Below are 21,275 nucleotides of genomic sequence, written 5' to 3'. Positions count from 1 at the left end.
GAAGGAGAGATTATCACGTGAGTGAAATTATACATCGTACAAAAACACGTCCCGTTAAAGTTGGAGATTTAACAATTGGGGGCAGTAACGAATTAGTTATTCAAAGTATGACAACCACTAAAACACATGATGTTGAAGCAACGGTTGCAGAAATTAAACGTTTAGAAGAAGCAGGATGCCAAGTTGTTCGTGTTGCTTGTCCAGACGAGCGCGCAGCAGATGCGATCCCTGAAATTAAAAAACGCATTAACATTCCATTAGTTGTAGATATTCATTTTGACTATCGCTTAGCGTTAAAAGCAATCGAAGGCGGAGCGGATAAAATCCGTATCAACCCAGGTAATATTGGACGCCGTGAAAAAGTGGAAGCTGTTGTAAATGCTGCAAAAGCTAAAAATATTCCAATTCGTATTGGAGTTAACGCTGGTTCACTTGAAAAACGTATTTTAGATAAATACGGCTATCCGACAGCAGATGGCATGGTAGAAAGTGCACTTCATCACATTAAAATTTTAGAAGACCTTGATTTCCATGACATCATCGTTTCAATGAAAGCATCCGATGTTAACTTGGCAATTGAAGCTTATGAAAAAGCTGCTCAAGCATTTGACTACCCTCTTCACTTAGGAATTACAGAATCGGGTACATTATTTGCAGGAACTGTAAAAAGTGCAGCAGGTCTTGGCGCTATTTTGTCTAAAGGAATCGGAAATACATTACGTATTTCTTTAAGTGCGGATCCTGTAGAAGAAGTAAAAGTTGCACGCGAGTTGCTAAAATCATTCGGTTTAGCTTCCAATGCTGCAACGCTTATTTCTTGCCCAACTTGCGGACGTATTGAAATTGATTTAATTAGCATTGCTAATGAAGTGGAAGAGTATATTTCAACTGTAAAAGCACCGATTAAAGTAGCGGTACTTGGCTGCGCAGTAAACGGCCCTGGTGAAGCTCGTGAAGCTGATATCGGGATTGCAGGAGCACGCGGTGAAGGTCTTCTATTCCGCAAAGGTGAAATCGTACGCAAAGTTCCTGAAGAAACAATGGTTGAGGAACTGAAAAAAGAAATTGATAAAATCGCTGCTGAATATCACGCAAAGCAAGAAGCTGAAAAAGCTGCGGCTAAATCATAACCAAAAAAAGCGAGGCGCATATGCGCCTCGCTTTTTTTATGAAAAGAACGGTAATATAAACGTACCGACAATAATCGATACAACTCCGATCCCTATTGCCCATGCTCCTAGCGTAAGTGCTCCTTTTCTGCGTGCGATAAACCCTAGAATAATCCCAGCGGCACCAAGAATAATTGGTAAAAAGAATAGTGAAAGAATCGAAAGCACGAGTGCGAAACGACCGTATCCCGTTCCTTCTCCTCGTCCAGCGACTTCATGATTGCGATTGCGGTCAATATCTATAACTTCACGCTCTGCATGTGGCTCTGCTACTCGGTAAGGAACGCCCACTTCAGCTGCAGTTTCTTCCATGAAATCAGCTTCATATACATCTTTTCTACGCCTTTGTTCTTCATTCTCCATGCTTAATCCCTCGCTTTCGTAAATAAGGAGCATTTATAGTATCTGAATGCGAGAAAAAATTATAAGTGTTAATCTTATACAGCTGCTCATTTTCTTGCAAAGATAGATATCTGCACGATTCCCACACCGTATAATCATCCTTATCTTTTTTCTTAAGGAGTATAAAAAGTATTACTGTTTCTCTTTAGGCTTTATGTTACACTAGACAAGAATAATCAAGCACCTAAGTAGAATAAACGTATTAAAGGAGTGCACGTAGTTGACAAAAAAGTTTGGAATTGACATTGATGGAACTGTTACCTCTCCTGAAACTTTTGTTCCTCATTTAAATAAAGCCTTTAACTTAAATTTAACACTTGAAGATATTACAGAATATGATTTCAGCCCTTTTGTAAATGTATCACCTGCAGAACTCGGGAAATGGTTTAAAGCAAATGAACGCTCTATTTACGAAACCTCTCCACTTGCAGACGATGCAAAAGCGGTTTTGCAAAAGTGGCATCAAAAGCACGAATTATTCTTTATTAGTGCAAGGCACGATCAGCTATTGGACGTCACGGAAGAATGGTTTCAAAAAAATGAGCTATCGTTTCATCACATTGAGTTAGTCGGCTCTCATTTTAAAGTTGAGACAGCAAAACGATACGATGTTGATATCTTTTTTGAAGACAAACATGATAATGCTTGTGAAATCAGTGAAGAATGCAATATTCCCGTTATCTTATTTGATACTCCTTATAATCGCTTACCTGTTCCAAAAGGAGTGGTTCGCGTATATAACTGGCTAGAAGCAGATCAGTGGGTAGCCGACTGGTTAAAAGAACAGCAAAAATAAAAAAGAGAGGTGCATAGCACCCTCTCTTTTTTATTGATTACATTCTATACATTGACCGTAAATTTCGAATTTATGGCCTGTAATATTATACCCTCGCAAATCCTCGTCTACATACTCCATCGGACAAGCTTCAATTTCTTTTGTTTTTCCACAATCTAAACAAATGAAGTGGTGATGATGATGAGCAGTTGCACATTTAAATCGAAAGTGCTTTTCGCTCGAAAGCTCCGTCATTTCAAGTACGCCTAACTCCACAAATAATGATAAATTACGGTAGATTGTATCAAAACTTAGACCAGGATAATCAGGCTTCATATATTCTAATACATCTTTTGCCGTTAAGTACTTATTTGATTTTGAAAACAAGGCAAGCATTTCTTCACGTTTTCCTGTATGTTTATATCCTTGATCTTTTAATAAATGAATGGCTTCAGTTAAATTCATTTTTGTTTCCCCTTCCGTCCTTTATTAATCATAATAGATATGATTAAAATAACAACAGCAATGACAACAATTGTACCGCCTGGTGCTAAATCCAAGTAGTACGCTGAAAATAATCCGCCTAAAACAGATATTTCACCAAAAATCACCGAAAGCAGAATCGTTTGTTTAAAGCCTCTAGCTAAGCGAATGCTTGCTGCTACAGGAAGAGTCATAAGCGATGACACCAATAGAATACCGACGATACGCATCGATACAGCAATGACAAGAGCAACCATCACGATAAATAAAAAGTGCATCCACTTCGATTTAATTCCAGAAGCAGAAGCATGCTCCTCGTCAAAAGATAAAATAAATAATTCTTTATATAAGAAAAAGACAATAGCTATTACAAATACGGCTATGACAACAACTGTCCAAAGATCCGAACGACTAACTGCACTCACGCTTCCAAACAAATAATTCATTAAATCATTATTAAAACCGTCTGCCAGCGAGATACAAATTGCACTAATACCAATTCCGCCCGATAAAATAATCGGAATGGCCAGCTCTTGATAGTGCTTGTAGACCCCTCGAAGCTTCTCGATAAAAAGAGCCCCTGTAACGGAAGACACCATTCCTAAATAGACGGGGTTCACTCCTTGCATAAACCCTATTTTCTGACTAAGAAGCAAGCTCGCAGAAATTCCGGCTAGCGTCACGTGACTTAACGCGTCTGCAATTAAAGAAAGACGTCTTACTACGATGAACGTGCCCAATAAAGGAGCTAAGACGCCAATAATCATACCTGTTAAAAATGCATTTCGCAAAAACTCAAATTGAAATAAACTGCTTATCATACGTGCTGCCCTCCATGATGATGATCATGGGTTAACACATGAACATTATGACCATAAAACATAGATACGTCATGTTCACAAAGCTGTTCGAATTCTTTGGCATTCCCATGAAAGTGTAAAAATTTATTTAAACAAGCAACGTGGGTTACTTTTTCCGAGACAGTTCCAATATCGTGAGTAACAAGCACAAGCGTAATTCCTTTTTCTTTATTTAACTTTTCAAGAAGCTCATAAAAAGTGTATACATTTTGTGCATCCACTCCGACCGTAGGCTCATCTAAAATTAACAGCTCGGGCTCACTTACAAGCGCGCGTGCAATAAAAATTCGCTGCTGCTGACCACCGGATAGCTCTCCTATGTTTCGATTCAAAAATTCGCTCATCCCCACTGCTTCTATCGCTTCTTTTACCTTTTGTTTATGAGAAGCATTCATAAATCGAAACAAACCTAGTTTTGAAGTAAGGCCCGTGGAAACCACTTCAAAAACGGTAGCAGGAAAGCCGCTGTTGAAACTATTCGCTTTTTGCGATACATATCCAATTTTACTTCGTTCTTTAAACCTTCTCTGATCTTTTCCAAATAAACGAATTGAACCTTGAGATGGTTTTTGCAAACCAAGCAAACATTTGATTAGCGTTGATTTCCCAGAACCATTTGGACCAACGAGCCCCAAAAAAGCTCCTTTTGGAATTGAAAAACTTATATCTTCTAATACATTCACTCCATCATATTGAAATGATAAATGATCAATTTCAATGATATCAGGTGTATTCATATGCGCCTCACCATTCTTTTTTTATATTTCTCCATACAAAAGAGGGCACGGTTTCTATCGTATACTCCGTTACCCATTTACTTTCTCAGAATCATTACGATTTAGTCATTAATGTAGTATACAGGATTGTCTTTTATTTGTAAACTAAGCCGTTTCACTCTTTCGTTTTCTTGCCTCCGTAAGTTTATCCGACTCAAAATATTGTTTTATTACACAATATAGTCACATCTTTCTTTTTTATTCATAAACTGTATATGACGAGGAGGTAATCATATGAAAATTGTACAGCAGATTGTCAATAAGAAAGTAAACAATATTACCCCGAAAGAGCTTTTAAAGTATAGCAAACAATACAACATCCCCATTACAGATCAGCAGGCACACACCCTTGTATCTGTCATTAGACAGCAGCCCGTAAATATTTATAACCTTGAAGAGCGCCGAAATTTAATCAAACAAATTGCTCAAGTAACAGATCGTGAAACTGCCAGACGCGTGAACGAATTATTTCAGCAGTTAATGTAAAAGAAGAGGTCATGTCTGTAGACATGACCTCTTTCAATCACATATGAAATTACATAAGCTTTTGTTTTAATTCTGAATCAAAGCTTTGTGCACGAATCATATCAATTTCCAATTGATATGGCGCTTTTTTATTTTTCTTATCTTCTCCTACATAAGGAGTTTCTAGAATTTTAGGAACTTCTTTAAACGCTGGGTGATGAACAATATAATTCAGTGCACCAAATCCGATTTCACCAAACCCAATGTTTTCATGACGGTCTTTTCGAGCACCACATACATTTTTACTATCATTGATGTGAAGCACTTTAATTCGCTGTATTCCTACGGTTTTGTCAAATTCATTTAATACACCGTCAAAGTCTTGAACGATATCGTAACCAGCATCATGTACGTGACATGTGTCAAAACAAACAGAGAGCTTTTCATTGTGCGTCACACCATCAATAATTTGGGCGATTTCTTCAAAGCTTCTTCCACACTCTGTTCCTTTTCCAGCCATTGTCTCAAGCGCAATTTGAACTTCTTGATCAGCTGTCAACACTTCGTTTAGACCGTTGATAATTTGCTGAATACCAGCATCTGCTCCGGCCCCCACATGAGCCCCTGGATGAAGAACAATTTGCTTTGCGCCAAGAGCATGGGTGCGCTGAATTTCAGACGTTAAGAAATCTACTCCAAGCTCAAATGTTTCGGGCTTTGTTGTATTCCCTAAATTAATGATATAAGGAGCATGTACAACAATATCTTTCATTCCATGCTCTTTCATATGCAAAAGACCAGCTTCAATATTAAGCTCTTCAATCTTTTTGCGACGAGTATTTTGTGGAGCGCCTGTATAGATCATAAACGTATTTGCTCCATAAGAAGCTGCCTCTTCACTTGCCCCTAAAAGCATCTTTTTGCCGCTCATCGATACGTGAGAACCAATTTTCAACATTCTTTTTTACACCTCTAACCTATTGCGATTAACGATTGTTGCGTCTTTCACTACGCTTTTTCTTTTGCACGTACTTTGTAATTTCACGAGCACGTTTTTTCTTATAGCCAGGCTTTACTTTCTTAGGCTTTTGAATAAAGCGATGTGCCTCTTCTCCCACTTCATCCGCTTTCTTCACACGCTTTTTACGGCGGTTACGGTCATCAATAGAAACCCATTCTTGCTTTTGAAGATCTTTGTTTACAAACTCGATTCCCATTTTCTCTAGCTTATTTACTGCATCTTCATCTTCCACATCGAAGATTGTAGCAGCAATTCCAGAATGACCAGCACGAGCTGTACGGCCTACGCGGTGAATGTAGAAATCTAGATCTGAAGGAAGCTCAAAGTTAATAACGTGTGAAATCCCTTCAATATCAATACCTCGAGCTGCTAAATCTGTCGCTACTACGTATTGAAATTCTAAATTATTAATTTGCTTCATCATTTTCTTACGGTCACGAGGAGATAAGTCTCCGTGAATTCTTCCTACTTTTAAGCCTTTAGACAGTAGGTCATCTGCTACTTCGTCCGCCATTTTCTTTGTATTTGTAAAGACGATAGCTAAATAAGGATTATACGAAATAAGCATATCGTGCAGCAGCTTAAACTTGTTACGATGACGTAGTGGAACTAATACATGCTCTAATTTAGCCGCTGCTGCTTGCTTCGGCGAAACATGCGTAAATTTTGGATTTTCCATGTATTTTTTTAAGAATGGCTTTAATTTTTCAGGAATCGTTGCTGAAAAAACAAGCATCTGTAATTTTTCAGGCATGTTGCTTGCCAAACGGTCCACATCTTCTAAGAATCCCATGTCAAGCATTAAATCAGCTTCGTCTACTACTAACGCCTTAGTTGTATACACAACTAACGCTTTTTCATTTACTAAATCAAACAAACGAGCCGGTGTTCCTACAACCACTTGAGGCTGTTTCTTTAATTTGTCGATTGTACGCTGCTTATCTGTACCGCCGATAAAACATTTTGCTGAAATTTCTTCTCCTTCAGCACTGTGTTTTGTTAGCTTTAAGACTTCTTGATAAATTTGAGAAGCAAGCTCACGAGTTGGAGCGGTAATTACAACTTGTACTTCTTCTTTTTTAGGATCTACCTTTTCAAGTAAAGGCAATAAATAAGCGTGTGTTTTGCCCGTCCCTGTTTGTGACTGACCAATTACACTTTCCCCTTTTAAAACGGAAGGAATTAAGCGCTCTTGAATCTCTGTAGGCTGATAAAAACCTAATTGTTTAATTGCTTCTATTAAAAATGGTTGAAACTCAAAACGTTCAAAGTTTGTTTTTTCCATAATAGTCTCCTTTTTTACATTCACGTTCATCTTTTAAGGCACAATATATGATTATAATCGATTTTTCCTTCTGTGACTACTTCTCATTCATATTACTAAAACTTATTACCTGTTTCAAAAACATTTTATCGCGAGTTGCATACGATAGTAAAAGAAAATCTACTTTACTAAAGGAGGTGCGTCCTTTGCTACAGCGAAGACCACCATTTCCACCCGGTATGCAAAGAAGAATGATGCCAGGAATGCCACCGCAAAACGGTTTTGGGCAACAACCTGGTAACTTTGGCCAATTTAATCCATTACAGCAGTTTCGTAACTTTGCCCAGCAAACAAATGCTCAACAATCATTTTACCCGAATCAGCAAGGCCTGAACCGTGGAGGAGGTAACTTCTTAACTCGCCTATTCCGAAGAGGCGGGAATAGAAACATCCCCTTTCAACAAGCAGCAGCTGCTGCTCCTCGAGGTTCTTTGTTTTCAGGCCTTTCAGGAGCCCAAGGTGCTGCAGGAGCGACCAACTCTTCTTCCCTGCTTGGAGGTTTGCAAGGTTTAACGAACCCTGCTAACTTAAGCTCCATGATGGGAAATGTTCAGCGAGTATTAAAAGCTGCGGAAACGATGGGACCTATGATTCAACAATACGGACCTCTTGTCAAAAATGCTCCTTCTCTATGGAAAATCTATCAGGCCCTGCGCTCAAGTGACGATACAGATGAAGTACTCGAAGCAGAAGGAACAGAGGTTGCTGAAACTGATGAAAGCAAAGACAGTAAGGTTTTGTCAACAGGCGCAGAAAGCACGGATTCATCTGATGATGAGCTGGATTTCTTCGAAGAAGAAATTGAACTTTCCTCTAGAGATCGAGTGTCTAAACCAAAACTTTATATTTGATAAATCTGCTAGTTCCGTAAGTAAAGACAGTAAGTAAAAAAAGAATATCTTTGTATTCTTCCTTTCTCTTTTATATAATAGAAGCGAGTTGAATTGCTCGTCAGGATTATGATGAGGAGGAAATTGAAATGAAAGTTATTAAAATCGCACCGCGCGGCTATTGTTATGGTGTAGTGGACGCAATGGTCATTGCACGAAACGCCGCTTTAGATAAATCATTGCCTCGACCAATCTATATCTTAGGAATGATTGTTCATAATAAACACGTTACAGATGCGTTTGAAGAGGACGGCATTATCACACTGGACGGTGCTAATCGCCTAGAAATCTTAGACCAAATAAATGAAGGAACCGTTATTTTTACGGCGCACGGAGTATCTCCAGAAGTAAAAGAACGAGCAAAAGAAAAAGGTTTAACAACAATCGATGCTACATGTCCGGATGTTACAAAAACCCACGACCTTATTCGCCAAAAAGAAAAAGAAGGTTATGACGTTATTTATATCGGAAAAAGAAATCATCCTGAGCCAGAAGGTGCACTTGGCATCGCACCAGATATCGTTCATTTAATTGAAAAAGCAGAAGACGTAGCCCATTTAAATATTCAACGTGAAAAAGTCATTGTAACCAATCAGACAACAATGAGTCAGTGGGACGTTGCAGATGTCATGGAAAAAGTAAAAGAAAAATATCCGCACGCTGAAGTTCACAAGGAAATTTGTTTAGCTACACAAGTTCGCCAAGAAGCTGTAGCTGAGCAAGCAGGTGAAGCAGATGTTACAATCGTAGTAGGAGATCCTAAAAGTAACAATTCAAACCGTTTAGCTCAAGTATCAATGGAGATTGCCGGCACTGAGGCATATCGCATCGGTGACATCTCAGAGCTTCAGATCGAATGGCTGATGAACGCGAAAACCGTAGCTGTTACGGCAGGCGCATCTACCCCTACTCCAATCACAAAAGAGGTCATCAATTTTCTAGATCAGTTCGATCCGGAAGATGAAACAACATGGACACGTGAAAAAAGTGTGCCTCTTTCGAAAATTTTACCAAAAGTTCGAACAAAAAAATCGTCTTAATAGACGCAAAAGAAGGTGTTGACATTCGTCAACACCTTCTTTGTTACATAAACGTAAATGGGTTTGTGTCTACTTTTGAATCAAATACTTCACACTCAAAGTTTTTCGTTTCAAAAAGACTGTTTAATACGCGTGTTACACCTTGTCTCATGACTTTTTCAACATGATGACCAGGATCTACAACGTTTAATCCCATTGCCATTGCATCATGCGCAACGTGGAAATACAAATCACCTGTTACATAGGCATCTGCTCCGCTAAATTTTGCGTTTGTAATATATTTGTTTCCGTCTCCGCCAAGAACAGCTACTTTTTTCACAGTGGCATCCATAGACCCTACTACTCTGACACCATCTACATCCAATGCTTGTTTAACGTGATCGGCAAACTGTTTTAACGTCATCTCTTCTTTTAACTTACCAATTCGTCCAAGTCCAAGCGTTTCGCCCGTTTGTTCCACTGGATAAATGTCATAGGCTACTTCTTCGTAAGGATGAGCACTGAGCATGGCACGAATAATTTTATTTTGTTGACCCGCTTCAAAAATAGTTTCAACTTTTGTTTCATTGACACGTTCTAGCTCTCCTTTTGAGCCAATGTATGGATTGGCTTCTAAAGAAGGTTTAAATGTGCCTTCGCCTTCTGTTGAAAACGTACAGTCGCTGTAAAGGCCAACATGTCCAGCTCCCGCATCACAAATAGCTGTGCGCACTGCTTCAGCGTCATTTGAAGGAACAAATACAGCTAGCTTTTTCAATTGAATCGACGTTGTCGGAACCAGCACTTTTGTCTCTTGTAGCCCCAACGCTTCGGCTAACAAGTCATTTACTCCGCCTTTAGCTATATCTAAGTTTGTATGAGCAGCATATACGGCAATATCATGCTTAATGCATTTCTCTAAAATACGTCCTTCAGGACGATCTGTAACCACTTGTTTTAGAGGTCTAAAAATAGGAGGATGATGAGCAATAATTAAATCCACTTGTTTTTCAATTGCTTCGTCTACGACCGTTTCAAGAACATCTAACGTTACCATTACTTTTTTTACAGGCTTGTTTAACGTTCCAATCTGTAAACCAATTTTATCTCCTTCAACCGCTAAATGCTTGGGAGAAAATGATTCAAACGCCTCAATTACTTGAAATCCGTTAGGGATTTTACTCATTTTAACGCCTCCTCAATTAATGAGATGTCTTGGGTAAGTTTTTGAAGTTTTGCTTTGCTTTCCTCTGACTGAGCCTGTTCCATTTGACTGACAATTTGTTTAAGATGATTTAGTTCATGCGTCCACTTTGTCATAAAAGCAGAAGAGCGCTTTTCTTTTAAAATAGGGCCCATTAACACACCGGCTTCCACTTCCCCGTTATACGGAGCTAAAGGGTTTCCAGGTTCAGCGACGATGACTTCATACATACGACCGTCTTCTTCGATGATTTTTTCATCAATGATTTCCCAGTTGTGTTGAATCAGCCAGCTGCGAATATGATGTGAACCAATATTCGGCTGAAGCACAAGTCTTTTTACTCCTTCTAATTTTGCCTTTCCTTCTTCTAAAATCATCGTAATAAGCGTTCCGCCCATTCCGCAGATTGTAATACAGTCTACTTCATTCGGTGATATTACTTCTAGGCCGTTTCCTTTTCGAACATCAATAACATCCGTTAAGCTTGTTTTTTTCACCTGCTGAATAGCCGATTGCAGGGGACCTTCTGTAATTTCACCTGCTACAGCGCCGCTAATATATCCATTTAAATAAGCAAAACATGGCAAATACGCATGATCTGAGCCAATGTCTGCTATCTTTGCTCCCAAAGGAATCGACTTTACTACTTCTTCAAGTCTTGTTGATAAGTTTAATTCATTCATTTTGTCACCTATTCTCTATGTGATTACTGTTCATTATTTTAACATAGATAGCTGCATGATTCCTATTTCTCTTCATGTTTTCCTTCTAGCTGAATGCGTATAAAAAAATCATAAAAAAAAAGCCTGCTTTATAAATGAGCGGCTTTCCAGAAAATCATGTTTCTGAACTCTATTTAATTTCGGATACCCATTTAGCCATTTCCTTCGCTTTTTCCGGAGGAACCAGCCCGGCCGGCATGTTTCCTTTACCGTTTACAACAATATTTGCAATTTCTTCTTGAGAAACTTTTTTCCCAATTCCTTTTAACGAAGGACCTACTCCACCTTGATACTGATCACCGTGACAACCAATACAAGTTTTTTGATAAATTTCTTCTGGTTTAGCTGAAGCCTGCTGTTCCGCGCCACCGCCTTCTTTTTCAGCCGCGATTTCTTTTGCGTTGTTCAATCCGTTGAACGAAAGCGTTAACATTAAAGCAATCCCAATTACCGCAATTAATAAAAATGGTATTAGCGGATTTCGCTTCACTCACTATACCCCCTTTATGTATTCCCATCCCTAGAAATAACAAAATAGTATAAGCACTTTTATTTTACTTGAAAATGCTCATAAGTGAAAGGGTTTTATTTACATAATTAACTAATTTCTTATTACTTATCTTAACAGCCAATTTGCCTTGCAATAACAGAGCGCTGAATTTCCGAAGTTCCTTCTCCAATTTCTAAAAGCTTGGCATCCCGTAAATACCGCTCCACGTGATACTCTTTCATGTAGCCGTATCCTCCATGAATCTGCACAGCTTGACTGGCTACTTCCATACAAATTTCAGAAGCATACAGTTTACACATAGCTGCTTCTTTCGTAAATGGCTTTCCTTGGTCTTTTAACCACGCTGCTTTATACACCATATTTCTTGCTAACTCAATTTTCATGGCCATATCAGCTAATTTAAACTGAATCGCTTGAAACGATGAAATAGCTTTCCCAAACTGCTTTCTTTCCTGCGCATATGACAGTGCTTTTTCATAAGCCGCTTGAGCGATTCCAACGGCCATTGCCCCAATTCCAATTCTTCCCCCGTCAAGCGTCATTAGAAATTGTTTGAATCCTTCTCCTCTTACACCGAGTAAATTCTCTTCAGGCACTTCAACATCCTCTAAAACGAGTTCAGTTGTATTTGAAGCATGTAGACCCATTTTCTCGTAATTGTCTATTACAGTAAAACCTCGAGCTTCTGTAGGCACGATAATAGCTGAAATTTCTTTTTTACCTTCTGTACGGTTTGTAACAGCTGTTAAAGCTAAAAACTTTGCATAGCTGGCATTCGTAATGTAGCATTTACTTCCATTAATCCTAAATGTTCCATCCTTCAACACTGCTTCGGTCTCCGTTCCCCCCGCGTCACTTCCTGCGTTAGGTTCGGTTAAACCAAACGCTCCAAAAGATTCCCCGGAGCATAAAGCAGGTAGGTACTGTTCTTTTTGCTCCTTTGTTCCGAATAAATAAATAGGTGCCCCCCCGAGCGAAACATGAGCTGAGTATGTAATTCCTGTAGAGCCACAAGCTTTACTTAACTCCTCTACGACAATAGCAAAACTAACCGTATCTGCGCCTCCGCCTCCATACTCTTCAGGAAAAGGAAGGCCCATTACACCAAGCTCACTTAACTTTTTAAAAACATCAAGCGGAAATTGCTTACTTCGATCGCGCTCTAATGCATTTGGTGCTACTTCAGCTTCTGAAAACTCTCTCAGCGTCCGTTGAATCATCTTTTGTTCATTGGTTAATTCATAATTCATTTTTATTCCCCCTAAAAATGTATACGCTTACATTATCTAATTATAATTCATTTTTGTAAATTTTCTCAACTTTTAAAACGTTTTAATTTTTTCATGTTATAATAGAGGAGTATTCATCGATGCAAGAATAAAATGAGAGCGATTCCATTTTTTTCGGATGTTTAAATGAAATTTGAACAGCTTACGCTTCTACAACAAAAGAATATAAAGGAGCATTTGCAAAACGAAGGACAATTCAGTAAAATATATGAAAGAAGAAAAGTTGGTAAAAAAATCAATATACTTCTTTAAAATGCGTTTTCATGAAATTTATTCCATAAAAAACAGACAGCCTCTTTCCGCAGGGAAAGAAGCTATCTCATAAGCGCTATTTACGCTTTTATCTATTCTAAGAAATCTTTTAAACGTTTGCTTCGGCTAGGGTGACGAAGCTTGCGAAGCGCTTTAGCTTCAATTTGACGAATACGCTCACGCGTTACGCCAAATACTTTTCCTACTTCTTCAAGCGTACGCGTACGTCCATCGTCCAGACCAAAGCGGAGTCTAAGAACATTTTCTTCGCGATCTGTTAACGTATCAAGGACGTCTTCTAACTGCTCTTTTAATAATTCATATGCAGCATGTTCAGAAGGTGATGTTGCATCCTGGTCTTCAATGAAGTCACCTAAATGAGAATCATCTTCCTCACCAATTGGCGTTTCAAGAGAAACCGGCTCTTGAGCAATTTTTAAGATTTCACGAACTTTTTCTGGTGTTAAGTCCATATCTTCTGCAATTTCTTCAGGAGATGGTTCGCGACCTAAATCCTGTAGAAGCTGACGTTGAACACGAATTAGTTTGTTAATCGTTTCAACCATATGAACAGGGATACGAATCGTTCTTGCTTGGTCAGCAATCGCACGAGTAATAGCTTGACGAATCCACCATGTCGCATACGTACTGAATTTATAACCTTTGCGATAATCAAATTTTTCTACCGCTTTAATAAGACCCATGTTTCCTTCTTGAATTAAATCAAGAAACAGCATACCGCGTCCAACATAGCGTTTAGCGATACTTACAACAAGACGTAAGTTTGCTTCAGCAAGACGACGTTTCGCTTCTTCATCGCCTTCTTCAATACGTTTTGCTAAATTGATTTCTTCCTCTGCCGACAACAAGTCAACGCGTCCGATTTCTTTTAAGTACATACGAACTGGATCATTAATTTTCACACCAGGAGGTACACTTAAATCATTTAAATCAAACTCTTCTTCTTTTGACAGTTCTTGAATATCGGGATCGGCATCGTCATCATTTGCTTCAGATTCACTCATTACTTCAACACCTTGTTCTCCAAGGTATTCATAATATTCATCCATTTGATCGGATTCAATTTCGAAGTTCGCCATACGCTCTGCAATTTCTTCGTATGTTAGCACACCACGTTTTTTTCCGATTTCGGTCAATTGATCTTTTACTTGTTCAATTGTTAAATCTGAATCAAGTTGTTTTGATTGAGCTGATTTTTCAGCCATCAGATCCCCTCCTTCCAAAATTTTAAGGAAAACCTTCTAAAAGTGGGACTAATACGCAACATCGTTTATTTTAACGTTTTTTTCAACTGTAAAATTTCCATTGCTATTGTCGCAGCTTTTAAATAATCTTTTTGACGCTCTGCTTCTTGCTTTTCTGCTTCTTTTTTTTCTATCGCTACCCTTTGTGGATAAATCAATATCGTTTGGATATAATCATTCAAAGCTTGCTCCGACAATTCATCATTGATTGACATCATCGCCAATTCTGAAGCTAGACTAGACAACGAAGATTCAGGCAACCGCTCAATAAATCCGCTCGGATTAGGCTCGTGTCCTTCCTCGTAATAGGCATACAAATATAGAACAAGCGCACGATGTTCTTCGACATTGAACTGACCTTGAAGTCGGTCTTGAATTCTAAATGCTACATCCTTATCTTTCAACATATGAGCAATCAAAAAACGTTCTGCATTTTGATAAGCCGGTAATAAGCTTCTCTTTACGACTGGTTGTCTATTTATATTATTTCGATTTGGAGAATCATTATCCTTTTTCTTTTTTTCCGTTCGATACACTTGATACTGCTGTTCTTTAAGCGCATCTAATGAAATGGAAAACTCTTGTGCCAATTGGCGTAAATAATGATCTCGCTCTACAGCTTTTGTAAGGAGGCTTATTTCTTTCAAAACGTCTTCAATGTATTGCATACGTTCAGATTCATTTTGTAGATTTCGTTTTCGGCGGAGATACCTCATTTGAAATGCCATAAAGGTCAAGCTGCTATTAATAACATCATTTTGAAACTTCTCTGCCCCGTATTCTTTAATATAATCATCCGGGTCATAACCATCCGGCATCACAGCAATCTTAACGGTACAACCCACATTTGTTAAGATAGCAGTTGCTTTGTGCGCTGCTTCAATTCCAGCAGAATCTGCATCATAGCAAATGATAACGGACTCTACATTTCGGCGAATAATTTTGGCTTGTTCTTCTGTTAAGGCAGTTCCCATTGTTGCAATTGCGTTTGGGCACCCCGCTTTAACAGCTGAAATAACATCTGCAAATCCTTCAAATAAAATAACCTGCTGATTTTTGCGTATATGTTTTTTAGCGCGGTGAAAGTTGTAGAGTGTGCGACTTTTGTTAAAAATAGAAGTTTCGGGACTGTTTAAATATTTAGGCTGCCCTTTTATCTCTTTTAGCAGGCGCCCTGAAAATGCAATTGTTTTGCCTTGCAAGTCAGCAATAGGAAACATAATTCGATCGCGAAAACGATCAAAGTACGTTTCATCTTGGTTGCGTTTAATGATTAAACCTGCATGTTCCATCTCTTGCGGATTAAACCCACGTTTTGTTAAGAACTTACTTACAAATTCCCACGAATCTAAAGCAAAACCTATCTCAAATTCATCGATAATTTCTCGTGAAAACCCTCGATTTATTAAATAATCATAAGCATCTTGGCCTTCTTTTGTATTTACCAATAAATGATGGTAAAATTTCTTTAAAAGCTCGTGTGCTTCAATCATTTTATTGCTAGGCTTTTGATTATCTTCTTCATGAGGATGTATCTCATGTTCAAAAGGAATGTCTCCTTTTTCAGCAAGCTGCTGAGCTGCTTCCGTGAAGGACAGTCCTTCTAATTCCATTATGAATGAAAATGAATTCCCTCCTGCACCGCATCCAAAGCAATGATAAATTTGTTTATCAGGCGATACTGAAAAAGATGGTGTGCTTTCCCCATGAAACGGACAGAGTCCAAAATAATTGCGCCCTTGTTTTTTTAGTTGTACATAATCGCTTATGACGTCGACAATATCTACTGAATGCCGAATACGGTCGATTACTTCATCAGGAATTCGATTTGCCATAGTAACAGCTCCGTATTTCATATAATATTCTTCACTAAGTGCTAAATTCCTGCAAGTTTCGACAACATTTTTTCAAAAGCTTGAATGAAATGCTGGCGATCTTCTTCACTAAATGCCTTTGGGCCTTTAGTATGACGCCCTGACCGTCGCTCTTTTGCAGAAACATAGCGAAAGAAAAGCACCGTATTCATTTCGTCGTCATTATAGTACTTTCCACGAGGAGACAGTGCGTAAACCCCTCGACTTACTAACATGCTTGCTAAGCCAGTATCTTGAGTTACGACAATATCCTGCTTGGCTGCGTGATTTAAAATATATAAATCTGCGGCTTCCTTTTCTGCATCTACATAGACCCATTTTCCTGGTGTAGGATTTGTTTGCATGTGAGCATAGGAAGCAACAAACACAAGCTCGATGTCATATGTATGTGTAAGTTCAACGATTTCTGCTTTGACAGGACATGCATCAGCATCGACAAAAACTTTACTTTTTCTTTTGCTATAACTCTGTATTCTACATCCCTCCAGAGATTCCTTCTAACAAATTGTTATTTCCTGTAGATGGCATTTGTCGAATACTTTTTTCGATTTTGACTTGACTTTTATATAAATAGTTTATTCGTTCTTAACAAAGTCTAAACCTAAAACTATTCTTTTTTATCACAATTTTTTATTATAATATAAACAACCTATATTTTCTATACCAAAGTCACTTGTTTTTAAAAGTTCTGTCACATTCATCTTTGGTATATTTTCTTAGGCTTACAGCATACAAACATAAGAAAGCAATCTCCTTTATGTCACGCACGGAGGAGATTCATCGTTTATTTCTTTTTGATGGTATTGAGAATGATACCAGCTGTTTCTTCTACGGCCCTGTTGGATACGTCAACCACTTCACAGCCAATCTTATCTACAATCCCTTGGAAAAATTCAAGTTCTTCTTTAATACGACCAATATTAGCATAAATTGCTTTATCGTTTAGACCAAGAGACTTTAAACGCTCTTTACGAATATCGTTTAATTTTTCGGGACTGATAGTAAGCCCTATACACTTCTCAGGTGATACGTGAAACAGCTCTTCTGGTGGATCTACTTCAGGTACAATCGGAACATTGGCTACTTTCAAACGCTTGTGTGCTAAAAATTGAGAAAGAGGCGTTTTAGACGTTCTTGATACACCGATTAATACGATATCCGCTCTAAGAATTCCTCTCGGATCACGCCCATCATCATATTTCACTGCAAATTCAATCGCTTCTACTTTCTTAAAATAATCTTCGTCTAACTTTCTAGCCATTCCAGGCTCATAGCGAGGAGAAAGTTGATAAGAAGATTGAATTTTATCAATTAAAGGTCCAATAATATCAAATACCTCTACCCCGTTTTTGGACGCTTCTTGAATTAAAAATTCTCTCATTTCGGGCTTTACTAGCGTAAAGCCAATAATAGCGTTGTTCAACTTTGCTACTGAAACCACTTCTGAAAGTGTTGCGATGTCCTCTACATAAGGTACTCTTTTAATTACAAAGTCTGTCATATTGAACTGACTAGAGGCAGCCTTTACAACTAGTTCAGCTGTCTCACCTACAGAATCCGAAATGACATAAAGACATGGGTTGTTCATATTTTGTGCATCCCCTTTTTAATCCTTTTTCACTTATAATACTTCATCATTTGCTAATGCTACTAGTAATTTTGTAATATTTGTTTTGGTAATGCGTCCCACCACTTCAAAATTGCCGTCTCCCTCTTTAATAACGGGCATAGCATCAATCTGTTTTTCAATTAAGATCTTAGCAATATCAATCAACAAATCTTCGCGATAGCAATATGTAATGTTGGGCATTCTCGTCATGATAATATGAACAGGAATAGATGTTAGCTCTTGCTTTCCGATACTCGCGCGCAATAAATCTTTACGCGACAGTACTCCCACTAGCTGAGATTTCTCATCCACTACAAAAAGGGTCCCCACGTCTTCTAGAAACATTGTACAAATAGCATCATATACCGACACATTTTCGTTCACGACTACCGGGATAGACTGATATTCTTGCACCTGTATTTTTTTTATTTTATCTGTAAGAAGCTGTGCTCCTGTTTTACCTGTGTAAAAGTAACCTACGCGGGGTCGCGCTTCTAAATAGCCGGCCATTGTTAAAATAGCAAGGTCGGGTCTTAGCGTTGCACGCGTAAGGCTAAGCTGATCTGCAATATGTTCGCCTGTAATAGGGCCTTCATCTTTCACAATTTGTAAAATTTGTTCTTGTCGTTTGTTCAGTTCGATTGTACTCACCACCTAATCATTAAATGTGACATACTATTTATAAAACATTATATACTTTTTAAGCAAAAGTAAAAGCTATAACTTATTAATTTTAGCATTTTATCTTTTTAGAATGCCGTTTATTTTACCACGGCTTCTCAAAAAAAGCAGACATTACGCTTACAATAAGTGAAACTACCCCTTTGCTCCACAGTAAAAAGGGTGTCCCCTACATACTACGAGGCACCCTAGCGACAGCAATTCCTTGCATATCACTGATTATCTTTTCTATTTCTCATCAGAGAGCGAGTGTTTTAAAGACTCCATCTGATTCAAAAACCGCTTTGTTTTTAAAAACAATCCCGAATATTCTTCGTAATATTGATCAATTACAAATTTTAGTTGTTTTTTTGTTTCGGGCTTAACAGAAATAGAACCTAACCGCTTTAAATCAATGTAATAAAATAGCCTTAATAGTTTAACCGTCATCGGACTAATTTTCAAATGATAAGGATCTTTTTCTAAGCATCGATGACAAATAAACCCTCCTTCTCGAATGGAAAACTGAAAGGTTCCTTCACCTTGATGGCAGACTGCACATTCATTTAATGTAGGATGAAGACCTAGAACGTTTAACATTTTCATTTCATAAATAAATGTTAAGATCTCTGCATCATACTCTTCGTTCATATAATGAATGGTTTGGTGCAGCAGTTCAAATAGAAATGGATTTGGTTTATTGTTCTCAGTAGCTTTATCTGTTAATTCAAGAATATAAGAAGCATACGCTGTTGTGAAGATATCTTCGCGTATGCTTCTCATAGATGAGATAACTTCTCCTTGATGGAGAGTACCCATTCCTGAACCTGCTTGTATAAAAAAGTATCCATACGTAAATAATTGTGTGACGGAAGCTAAGCGACTACTGGGCTTTTTTGCCCCTCTTGCCATGAGACCCACTTTTCCGAGTTCACGTGAATAAATGGTGACAATTTTATTTGATTCACCGTAATCATTCGTTCGAATGACAATTCCTTCACACTTTTTAAACAATCATCATCACCGCCATCTTACAGAAGGCTAAGACAAGGGAGAATTGAGACTTTCGCTGTTGTCCTCATATGTTTCGGGTCTTTCTTTCACTTCATTTTCAAGTTCCTTAAAAATGAGATAAGTATCAATGCTACCTGTTTGTGAAAAAATGTTCCAAGTAAAATTCAACATAGAACTCCCACCTTTCTAACCATAAAGATCAGATACATATTTCAATTCCTTATGTTTAGAATAGCCTTCCGACGTAAAATCATGTAACACAATTTTTTACAAATTACCTTCTTTTATGAAGGGGTATAAATCGACGCAAACAAGAACTCAAATGATTAATATTCGTCTTCTCTAAATCCGAAGTCACGGAGATGCGACGCTCGGTTTCGCCAATCTTTTTGTACTTTTACCCATAGTTCTAAAAATACTTTTGAACCTAAAAGGGCTTCAATGTCTGCTCTTGCTTTTCTTCCTACCTCTTTTAACATCTTTCCTTGCTTTCCAATTACGATGCCTTTTTGTGAATCTCTTTCGACGATAATTGTAGCCCCGACGTAAACAGCGCCATTATCTCGTCTTTGCATAGAATCCATCACAACGGCAATAGAATGAGGTATTTCTTCCCTCGTTGCATGCAGTACTTTTTCACGAATTAATTCCGTAATAATAAAGCGCTCTGGGTGATCTGTTACCTGATCTGCCGGGTAATACTGCGGACCTTCCGGCAATCTCTGCTTGATTTGATCAAGCAAACGCTCCACGTTATTTCCTTGTAAAGCTGAAATTGGCACAATTTCAGCGAAAGGATATAAGTCTTTATAATTCGTGATAATTGAAAACAATTCGTCTGGATGAATTTCATCAATTTTATTAATCACAAGGAAAACAGGCGTTTTTGTATCTTTTAAACGCTCGATAATAAATTCATCGCCTCGACCTAAGCCCTCTGTTGCGTTAATCATAAATAAAATTAAATCTACTTCTTTAAGCGTATTTTGCGCTACCTTCATCATAAAGTCGCCTAATTTATGCTTTGGTTTGTGAATTCCTGGTGTATCAATAAACACAATTTGCGCCTGATCTTCCGTGTACACACCCTGAATTTTATTTCTAGTTGTTTGCGGTTTGTCACTCATAATCGCAATCTTTTGACCAATTACTCGGTTCAAAAAAGTTGATTTCCCTACGTTTGGTCTTCCAATAATTGAAACAAAACCTGACTTAAATTCATTATTACTCATGTAAATCCTCCGATGAAAATGCTCCTGGAAGTAATTCTTCCACAGTTAGTTCTTGTATGTCATTTTTTAAATTGGTTAATATAACTTTCATTTCTTTTGGACAAAGCTCAGAGATTACTTGTCTGCATGCTCCACACGGAGAAACAGGACGATCAGTATCAGCTACTACAACAAGTGCTTTATACTCTTTATCTCCTTCTGAATAGGCTTTAAATAAAGCCGTACGCTCAGCACAATTGCACATGCTATAAGCTGCATTTTCAATATTGCAGCCGCGATAAACCTTTCCATCTTTCGTCAATAAAGCTGCACCAACTTTAAATTTCGAATACGGTACATAAGCCATTTCACGAGCTTTTTTCGCCTCATCAATCAGTCCGGTCTTATCCATTTATCCGCTCTCCTTTTGCGCTTCTACATGTCTTTTAACTTGTCCTTTTTTATTATACCACGGGGGTG

General features: G+C 38.1%; 24 protein-coding genes. 5 read left to right on the top strand and 19 right to left on the bottom strand.

Annotation, left to right across the window (positions count from 1 at the left end):
* Nucleotides 1-26 precede the first annotated feature (26 nt).
* Nucleotides 27-1,130 carry a flavodoxin-dependent (E)-4-hydroxy-3-methylbut-2-enyl-diphosphate synthase gene (gene ispG, locus ACH0CI_RS01880; RefSeq protein ID WP_201763664.1) on the top strand — a complete coding sequence of 368 codons (1,104 nt, stop codon included), beginning with the start codon at nucleotides 27-29 and terminating at the stop codon, nucleotides 1,128-1,130.
* Between the two features lie 36 nt (nucleotides 1,131-1,166).
* On the opposite strand, the gene ACH0CI_RS01875 is transcribed toward ispG, so the two are convergent.
* Nucleotides 1,167-1,532, bottom strand: coding sequence for a DUF4190 domain-containing protein (locus ACH0CI_RS01875; protein WP_406900811.1), 366 nt, complete (start codon nucleotides 1,530-1,532; stop codon nucleotides 1,167-1,169).
* A 259-nt stretch (nucleotides 1,533-1,791) separates the two neighbouring features.
* Here ACH0CI_RS01875 and ACH0CI_RS01870 point away from each other — a divergent pair, with 259 nt between their 5' ends.
* On the top strand, nucleotides 1,792-2,367 hold the full coding sequence (locus tag ACH0CI_RS01870; RefSeq protein ID WP_034271152.1) for a 5' nucleotidase, NT5C type: 576 nt from the start codon (nucleotides 1,792-1,794) through the stop codon (nucleotides 2,365-2,367).
* A 30-nt stretch (nucleotides 2,368-2,397) separates the two neighbouring features.
* Here ACH0CI_RS01870 and ACH0CI_RS01865 read toward each other — a convergent pair whose 3' ends face one another.
* Genes ACH0CI_RS01865 through ACH0CI_RS01855 form a run of 3 tightly spaced genes read right to left on the bottom strand, consistent with a single transcriptional unit; the run spans nucleotide 2,398 to nucleotide 4,426 of the window.
* Nucleotides 2,398-2,811, bottom strand: a complete 414-nt coding sequence (locus ACH0CI_RS01865) for a Fur family transcriptional regulator (RefSeq protein ID WP_013059207.1) — start codon at nucleotides 2,809-2,811, stop codon at nucleotides 2,398-2,400.
* Nucleotides 2,808-3,650, bottom strand: coding sequence for a metal ABC transporter permease (locus tag ACH0CI_RS01860; RefSeq protein ID WP_028411633.1), 843 nt, complete (start codon nucleotides 3,648-3,650; stop codon nucleotides 2,808-2,810). The genes ACH0CI_RS01865 and ACH0CI_RS01860 overlap by 4 nt, the downstream gene beginning before the upstream one ends.
* Nucleotides 3,647-4,426, bottom strand: coding sequence for a metal ABC transporter ATP-binding protein (locus ACH0CI_RS01855; RefSeq protein WP_406900810.1), 780 nt, complete (start codon nucleotides 4,424-4,426; stop codon nucleotides 3,647-3,649). The genes ACH0CI_RS01860 and ACH0CI_RS01855 overlap by 4 nt, the downstream gene beginning before the upstream one ends.
* A gap of 273 nt (nucleotides 4,427-4,699) precedes the next feature.
* Between ACH0CI_RS01855 and ACH0CI_RS01850 the strand changes: the two genes are divergently transcribed.
* Nucleotides 4,700-4,951, top strand: coding sequence for a DUF2624 domain-containing protein (locus ACH0CI_RS01850; protein ID WP_013059210.1), 252 nt, complete (start codon nucleotides 4,700-4,702; stop codon nucleotides 4,949-4,951).
* A 49-nt stretch (nucleotides 4,952-5,000) separates the two neighbouring features.
* Here ACH0CI_RS01850 and ACH0CI_RS01845 read toward each other — a convergent pair whose 3' ends face one another.
* Both ACH0CI_RS01845 and ACH0CI_RS01840 read right to left on the bottom strand, forming a co-directional pair.
* Nucleotides 5,001-5,888: a deoxyribonuclease IV gene (locus tag ACH0CI_RS01845; protein WP_028411635.1), complete on the bottom strand. Its 888-nt coding sequence runs from the start codon at nucleotides 5,886-5,888 to the stop codon at nucleotides 5,001-5,003.
* Between the two features lie 28 nt (nucleotides 5,889-5,916).
* Entirely contained in the window at nucleotides 5,917-7,236 is a 1,320-nt protein-coding gene (locus ACH0CI_RS01840) for a DEAD/DEAH box helicase (protein WP_013059212.1), read from the bottom strand.
* 185 nt (nucleotides 7,237-7,421) lie between these two features.
* Here ACH0CI_RS01840 and ACH0CI_RS01835 point away from each other — a divergent pair, with 185 nt between their 5' ends.
* Both ACH0CI_RS01835 and ACH0CI_RS01830 read left to right on the top strand, forming a co-directional pair.
* Nucleotides 7,422-8,126, top strand: a complete 705-nt coding sequence (locus ACH0CI_RS01835; protein WP_028411637.1) for a YqfQ family protein — start codon at nucleotides 7,422-7,424, stop codon at nucleotides 8,124-8,126.
* A 128-nt stretch (nucleotides 8,127-8,254) separates the two neighbouring features.
* Nucleotides 8,255-9,205 carry a 4-hydroxy-3-methylbut-2-enyl diphosphate reductase gene (locus ACH0CI_RS01830; protein WP_028411638.1) on the top strand — a complete coding sequence of 317 codons (951 nt, stop codon included), beginning with the start codon at nucleotides 8,255-8,257 and terminating at the stop codon, nucleotides 9,203-9,205.
* A 43-nt stretch (nucleotides 9,206-9,248) separates the two neighbouring features.
* Here ACH0CI_RS01830 and ACH0CI_RS01825 read toward each other — a convergent pair whose 3' ends face one another.
* From ACH0CI_RS01825 to ACH0CI_RS01765, 13 genes are all read right to left on the bottom strand, one after another.
* Complete coding sequence (locus ACH0CI_RS01825) at nucleotides 9,249-10,370, bottom strand: Nif3-like dinuclear metal center hexameric protein (protein ID WP_406900809.1); 1,122 nt, start codon at nucleotides 10,368-10,370, stop codon at nucleotides 9,249-9,251.
* Complete coding sequence (locus ACH0CI_RS01820; RefSeq protein ID WP_028411640.1) at nucleotides 10,367-11,071, bottom strand: tRNA (adenine(22)-N(1))-methyltransferase; 705 nt, start codon at nucleotides 11,069-11,071, stop codon at nucleotides 10,367-10,369. Before ACH0CI_RS01820 ends, ACH0CI_RS01825 begins: the two co-directional genes overlap by 4 nt.
* A 169-nt stretch (nucleotides 11,072-11,240) precedes the next feature.
* Entirely contained in the window at nucleotides 11,241-11,600 is a 360-nt protein-coding gene (gene cccA / locus ACH0CI_RS01815) for a cytochrome c550 (RefSeq protein ID WP_048019742.1), read from the bottom strand.
* Between the two features lie 131 nt (nucleotides 11,601-11,731).
* Entirely contained in the window at nucleotides 11,732-12,871 is a 1,140-nt protein-coding gene (locus ACH0CI_RS01810) for an acyl-CoA dehydrogenase family protein (protein ID WP_028411642.1), read from the bottom strand.
* 383 nt (nucleotides 12,872-13,254) lie between these two features.
* Complete coding sequence (rpoD, locus tag ACH0CI_RS01805) at nucleotides 13,255-14,388, bottom strand: RNA polymerase sigma factor RpoD (RefSeq protein WP_013059219.1); 1,134 nt, start codon at nucleotides 14,386-14,388, stop codon at nucleotides 13,255-13,257.
* Nucleotides 14,389-14,453: 65 nt separating this feature from the next.
* Entirely contained in the window at nucleotides 14,454-16,262 is a 1,809-nt protein-coding gene (dnaG, locus tag ACH0CI_RS01800; protein WP_016765586.1) for a DNA primase, read from the bottom strand.
* A 41-nt stretch (nucleotides 16,263-16,303) separates the two neighbouring features.
* Nucleotides 16,304-16,774, bottom strand: a complete 471-nt coding sequence (locus ACH0CI_RS01795) for a YaiI/YqxD family protein (RefSeq protein WP_028411643.1) — start codon at nucleotides 16,772-16,774, stop codon at nucleotides 16,304-16,306.
* 311 nt (nucleotides 16,775-17,085) lie between these two features.
* Entirely contained in the window at nucleotides 17,086-17,889 is an 804-nt protein-coding gene (locus ACH0CI_RS01790) for a pyruvate, water dikinase regulatory protein (protein WP_014458195.1), read from the bottom strand.
* A 33-nt stretch (nucleotides 17,890-17,922) separates the two neighbouring features.
* On the bottom strand, nucleotides 17,923-18,561 hold the full coding sequence (gene ccpN, locus ACH0CI_RS01785) for a transcriptional regulator CcpN (protein ID WP_025750542.1): 639 nt from the start codon (nucleotides 18,559-18,561) through the stop codon (nucleotides 17,923-17,925).
* Between the two features lie 258 nt (nucleotides 18,562-18,819).
* On the bottom strand, nucleotides 18,820-19,584 hold the full coding sequence (gene recO / locus ACH0CI_RS01780; RefSeq protein ID WP_406900808.1) for a DNA repair protein RecO: 765 nt from the start codon (nucleotides 19,582-19,584) through the stop codon (nucleotides 18,820-18,822).
* A 27-nt stretch (nucleotides 19,585-19,611) separates the two neighbouring features.
* Nucleotides 19,612-19,755, bottom strand: a complete 144-nt coding sequence (locus ACH0CI_RS01775; protein ID WP_014458193.1) for a YqzL family protein — start codon at nucleotides 19,753-19,755, stop codon at nucleotides 19,612-19,614.
* 155 nt (nucleotides 19,756-19,910) lie between these two features.
* Nucleotides 19,911-20,816 carry a GTPase Era gene (era, locus tag ACH0CI_RS01770; protein ID WP_013059225.1) on the bottom strand — a complete coding sequence of 302 codons (906 nt, stop codon included), beginning with the start codon at nucleotides 20,814-20,816 and terminating at the stop codon, nucleotides 19,911-19,913.
* Nucleotides 20,809-21,207, bottom strand: a complete 399-nt coding sequence (locus tag ACH0CI_RS01765; RefSeq protein ID WP_028411644.1) for a cytidine deaminase — start codon at nucleotides 21,205-21,207, stop codon at nucleotides 20,809-20,811. The genes era and ACH0CI_RS01765 overlap by 8 nt, the downstream gene beginning before the upstream one ends.
* Nucleotides 21,208-21,275: the final 68 nt, after the last annotated feature.

The sequence above is a fragment of the Priestia sp. 179-F W1.4 NHS genome (assembly GCF_045369295.1).
Lineage (GTDB): Bacteria > Bacillota > Bacilli > Bacillales > Bacillaceae_H > Priestia > Priestia zanthoxyli.
The sequence above is the reverse complement of the archived record's forward strand: the minus strand, read 5'-3'. Positions and strand labels throughout refer to the sequence as shown.

Coding starts and splice junctions, on each gene's coding strand:
- ACH0CI_RS01875 (WP_406900811.1), bottom strand. CDS start 1,532: ATGGAGAATGAAGAACAAAGGCGTAGAAAAGATGTATATGAAGCTGAT.
- ACH0CI_RS01865 (WP_013059207.1), bottom strand. CDS start 2,811: ATGAATTTAACTGAAGCCATTCATTTATTAAAAGATCAAGGATATAAA.
- ACH0CI_RS01860 (WP_028411633.1), bottom strand. CDS start 3,650: ATGATAAGCAGTTTATTTCAATTTGAGTTTTTGCGAAATGCATTTTTA.
- ACH0CI_RS01855 (WP_406900810.1), bottom strand. CDS start 4,426: ATGAATACACCTGATATCATTGAAATTGATCATTTATCATTTCAATAT.
- ACH0CI_RS01850 (WP_013059210.1), top strand. CDS start 4,700: ATGAAAATTGTACAGCAGATTGTCAATAAGAAAGTAAACAATATTACC.
- ACH0CI_RS01845 (WP_028411635.1), bottom strand. CDS start 5,888: ATGTTGAAAATTGGTTCTCACGTATCGATGAGCGGCAAAAAGATGCTT.
- ACH0CI_RS01840 (WP_013059212.1), bottom strand. CDS start 7,236: ATGGAAAAAACAAACTTTGAACGTTTTGAGTTTCAACCATTTTTAATA.
- ACH0CI_RS01830 (WP_028411638.1), top strand. CDS start 8,255: ATGAAAGTTATTAAAATCGCACCGCGCGGCTATTGTTATGGTGTAGTG.
- ACH0CI_RS01825 (WP_406900809.1), bottom strand. CDS start 10,370: ATGAGTAAAATCCCTAACGGATTTCAAGTAATTGAGGCGTTTGAATCA.
- ACH0CI_RS01820 (WP_028411640.1), bottom strand. CDS start 11,071: ATGAATGAATTAAACTTATCAACAAGACTTGAAGAAGTAGTAAAGTCG.
- ACH0CI_RS01810 (WP_028411642.1), bottom strand. CDS start 12,871: ATGAATTATGAATTAACCAATGAACAAAAGATGATTCAACGGACGCTG.
- rpoD (WP_013059219.1), bottom strand. CDS start 14,388: ATGGCTGAAAAATCAGCTCAATCAAAACAACTTGATTCAGATTTAACA.
- dnaG (WP_016765586.1), bottom strand. CDS start 16,262: ATGGCAAATCGAATTCCTGATGAAGTAATCGACCGTATTCGGCATTCA.
- ACH0CI_RS01790 (WP_014458195.1), bottom strand. CDS start 17,889: ATGAACAACCCATGTCTTTATGTCATTTCGGATTCTGTAGGTGAGACA.
- ACH0CI_RS01775 (WP_014458193.1), bottom strand. CDS start 19,755: ATGTTGAATTTTACTTGGAACATTTTTTCACAAACAGGTAGCATTGAT.
- era (WP_013059225.1), bottom strand. CDS start 20,816: ATGAGTAATAATGAATTTAAGTCAGGTTTTGTTTCAATTATTGGAAGA.
- ACH0CI_RS01765 (WP_028411644.1), bottom strand. CDS start 21,207: ATGGATAAGACCGGACTGATTGATGAGGCGAAAAAAGCTCGTGAAATG.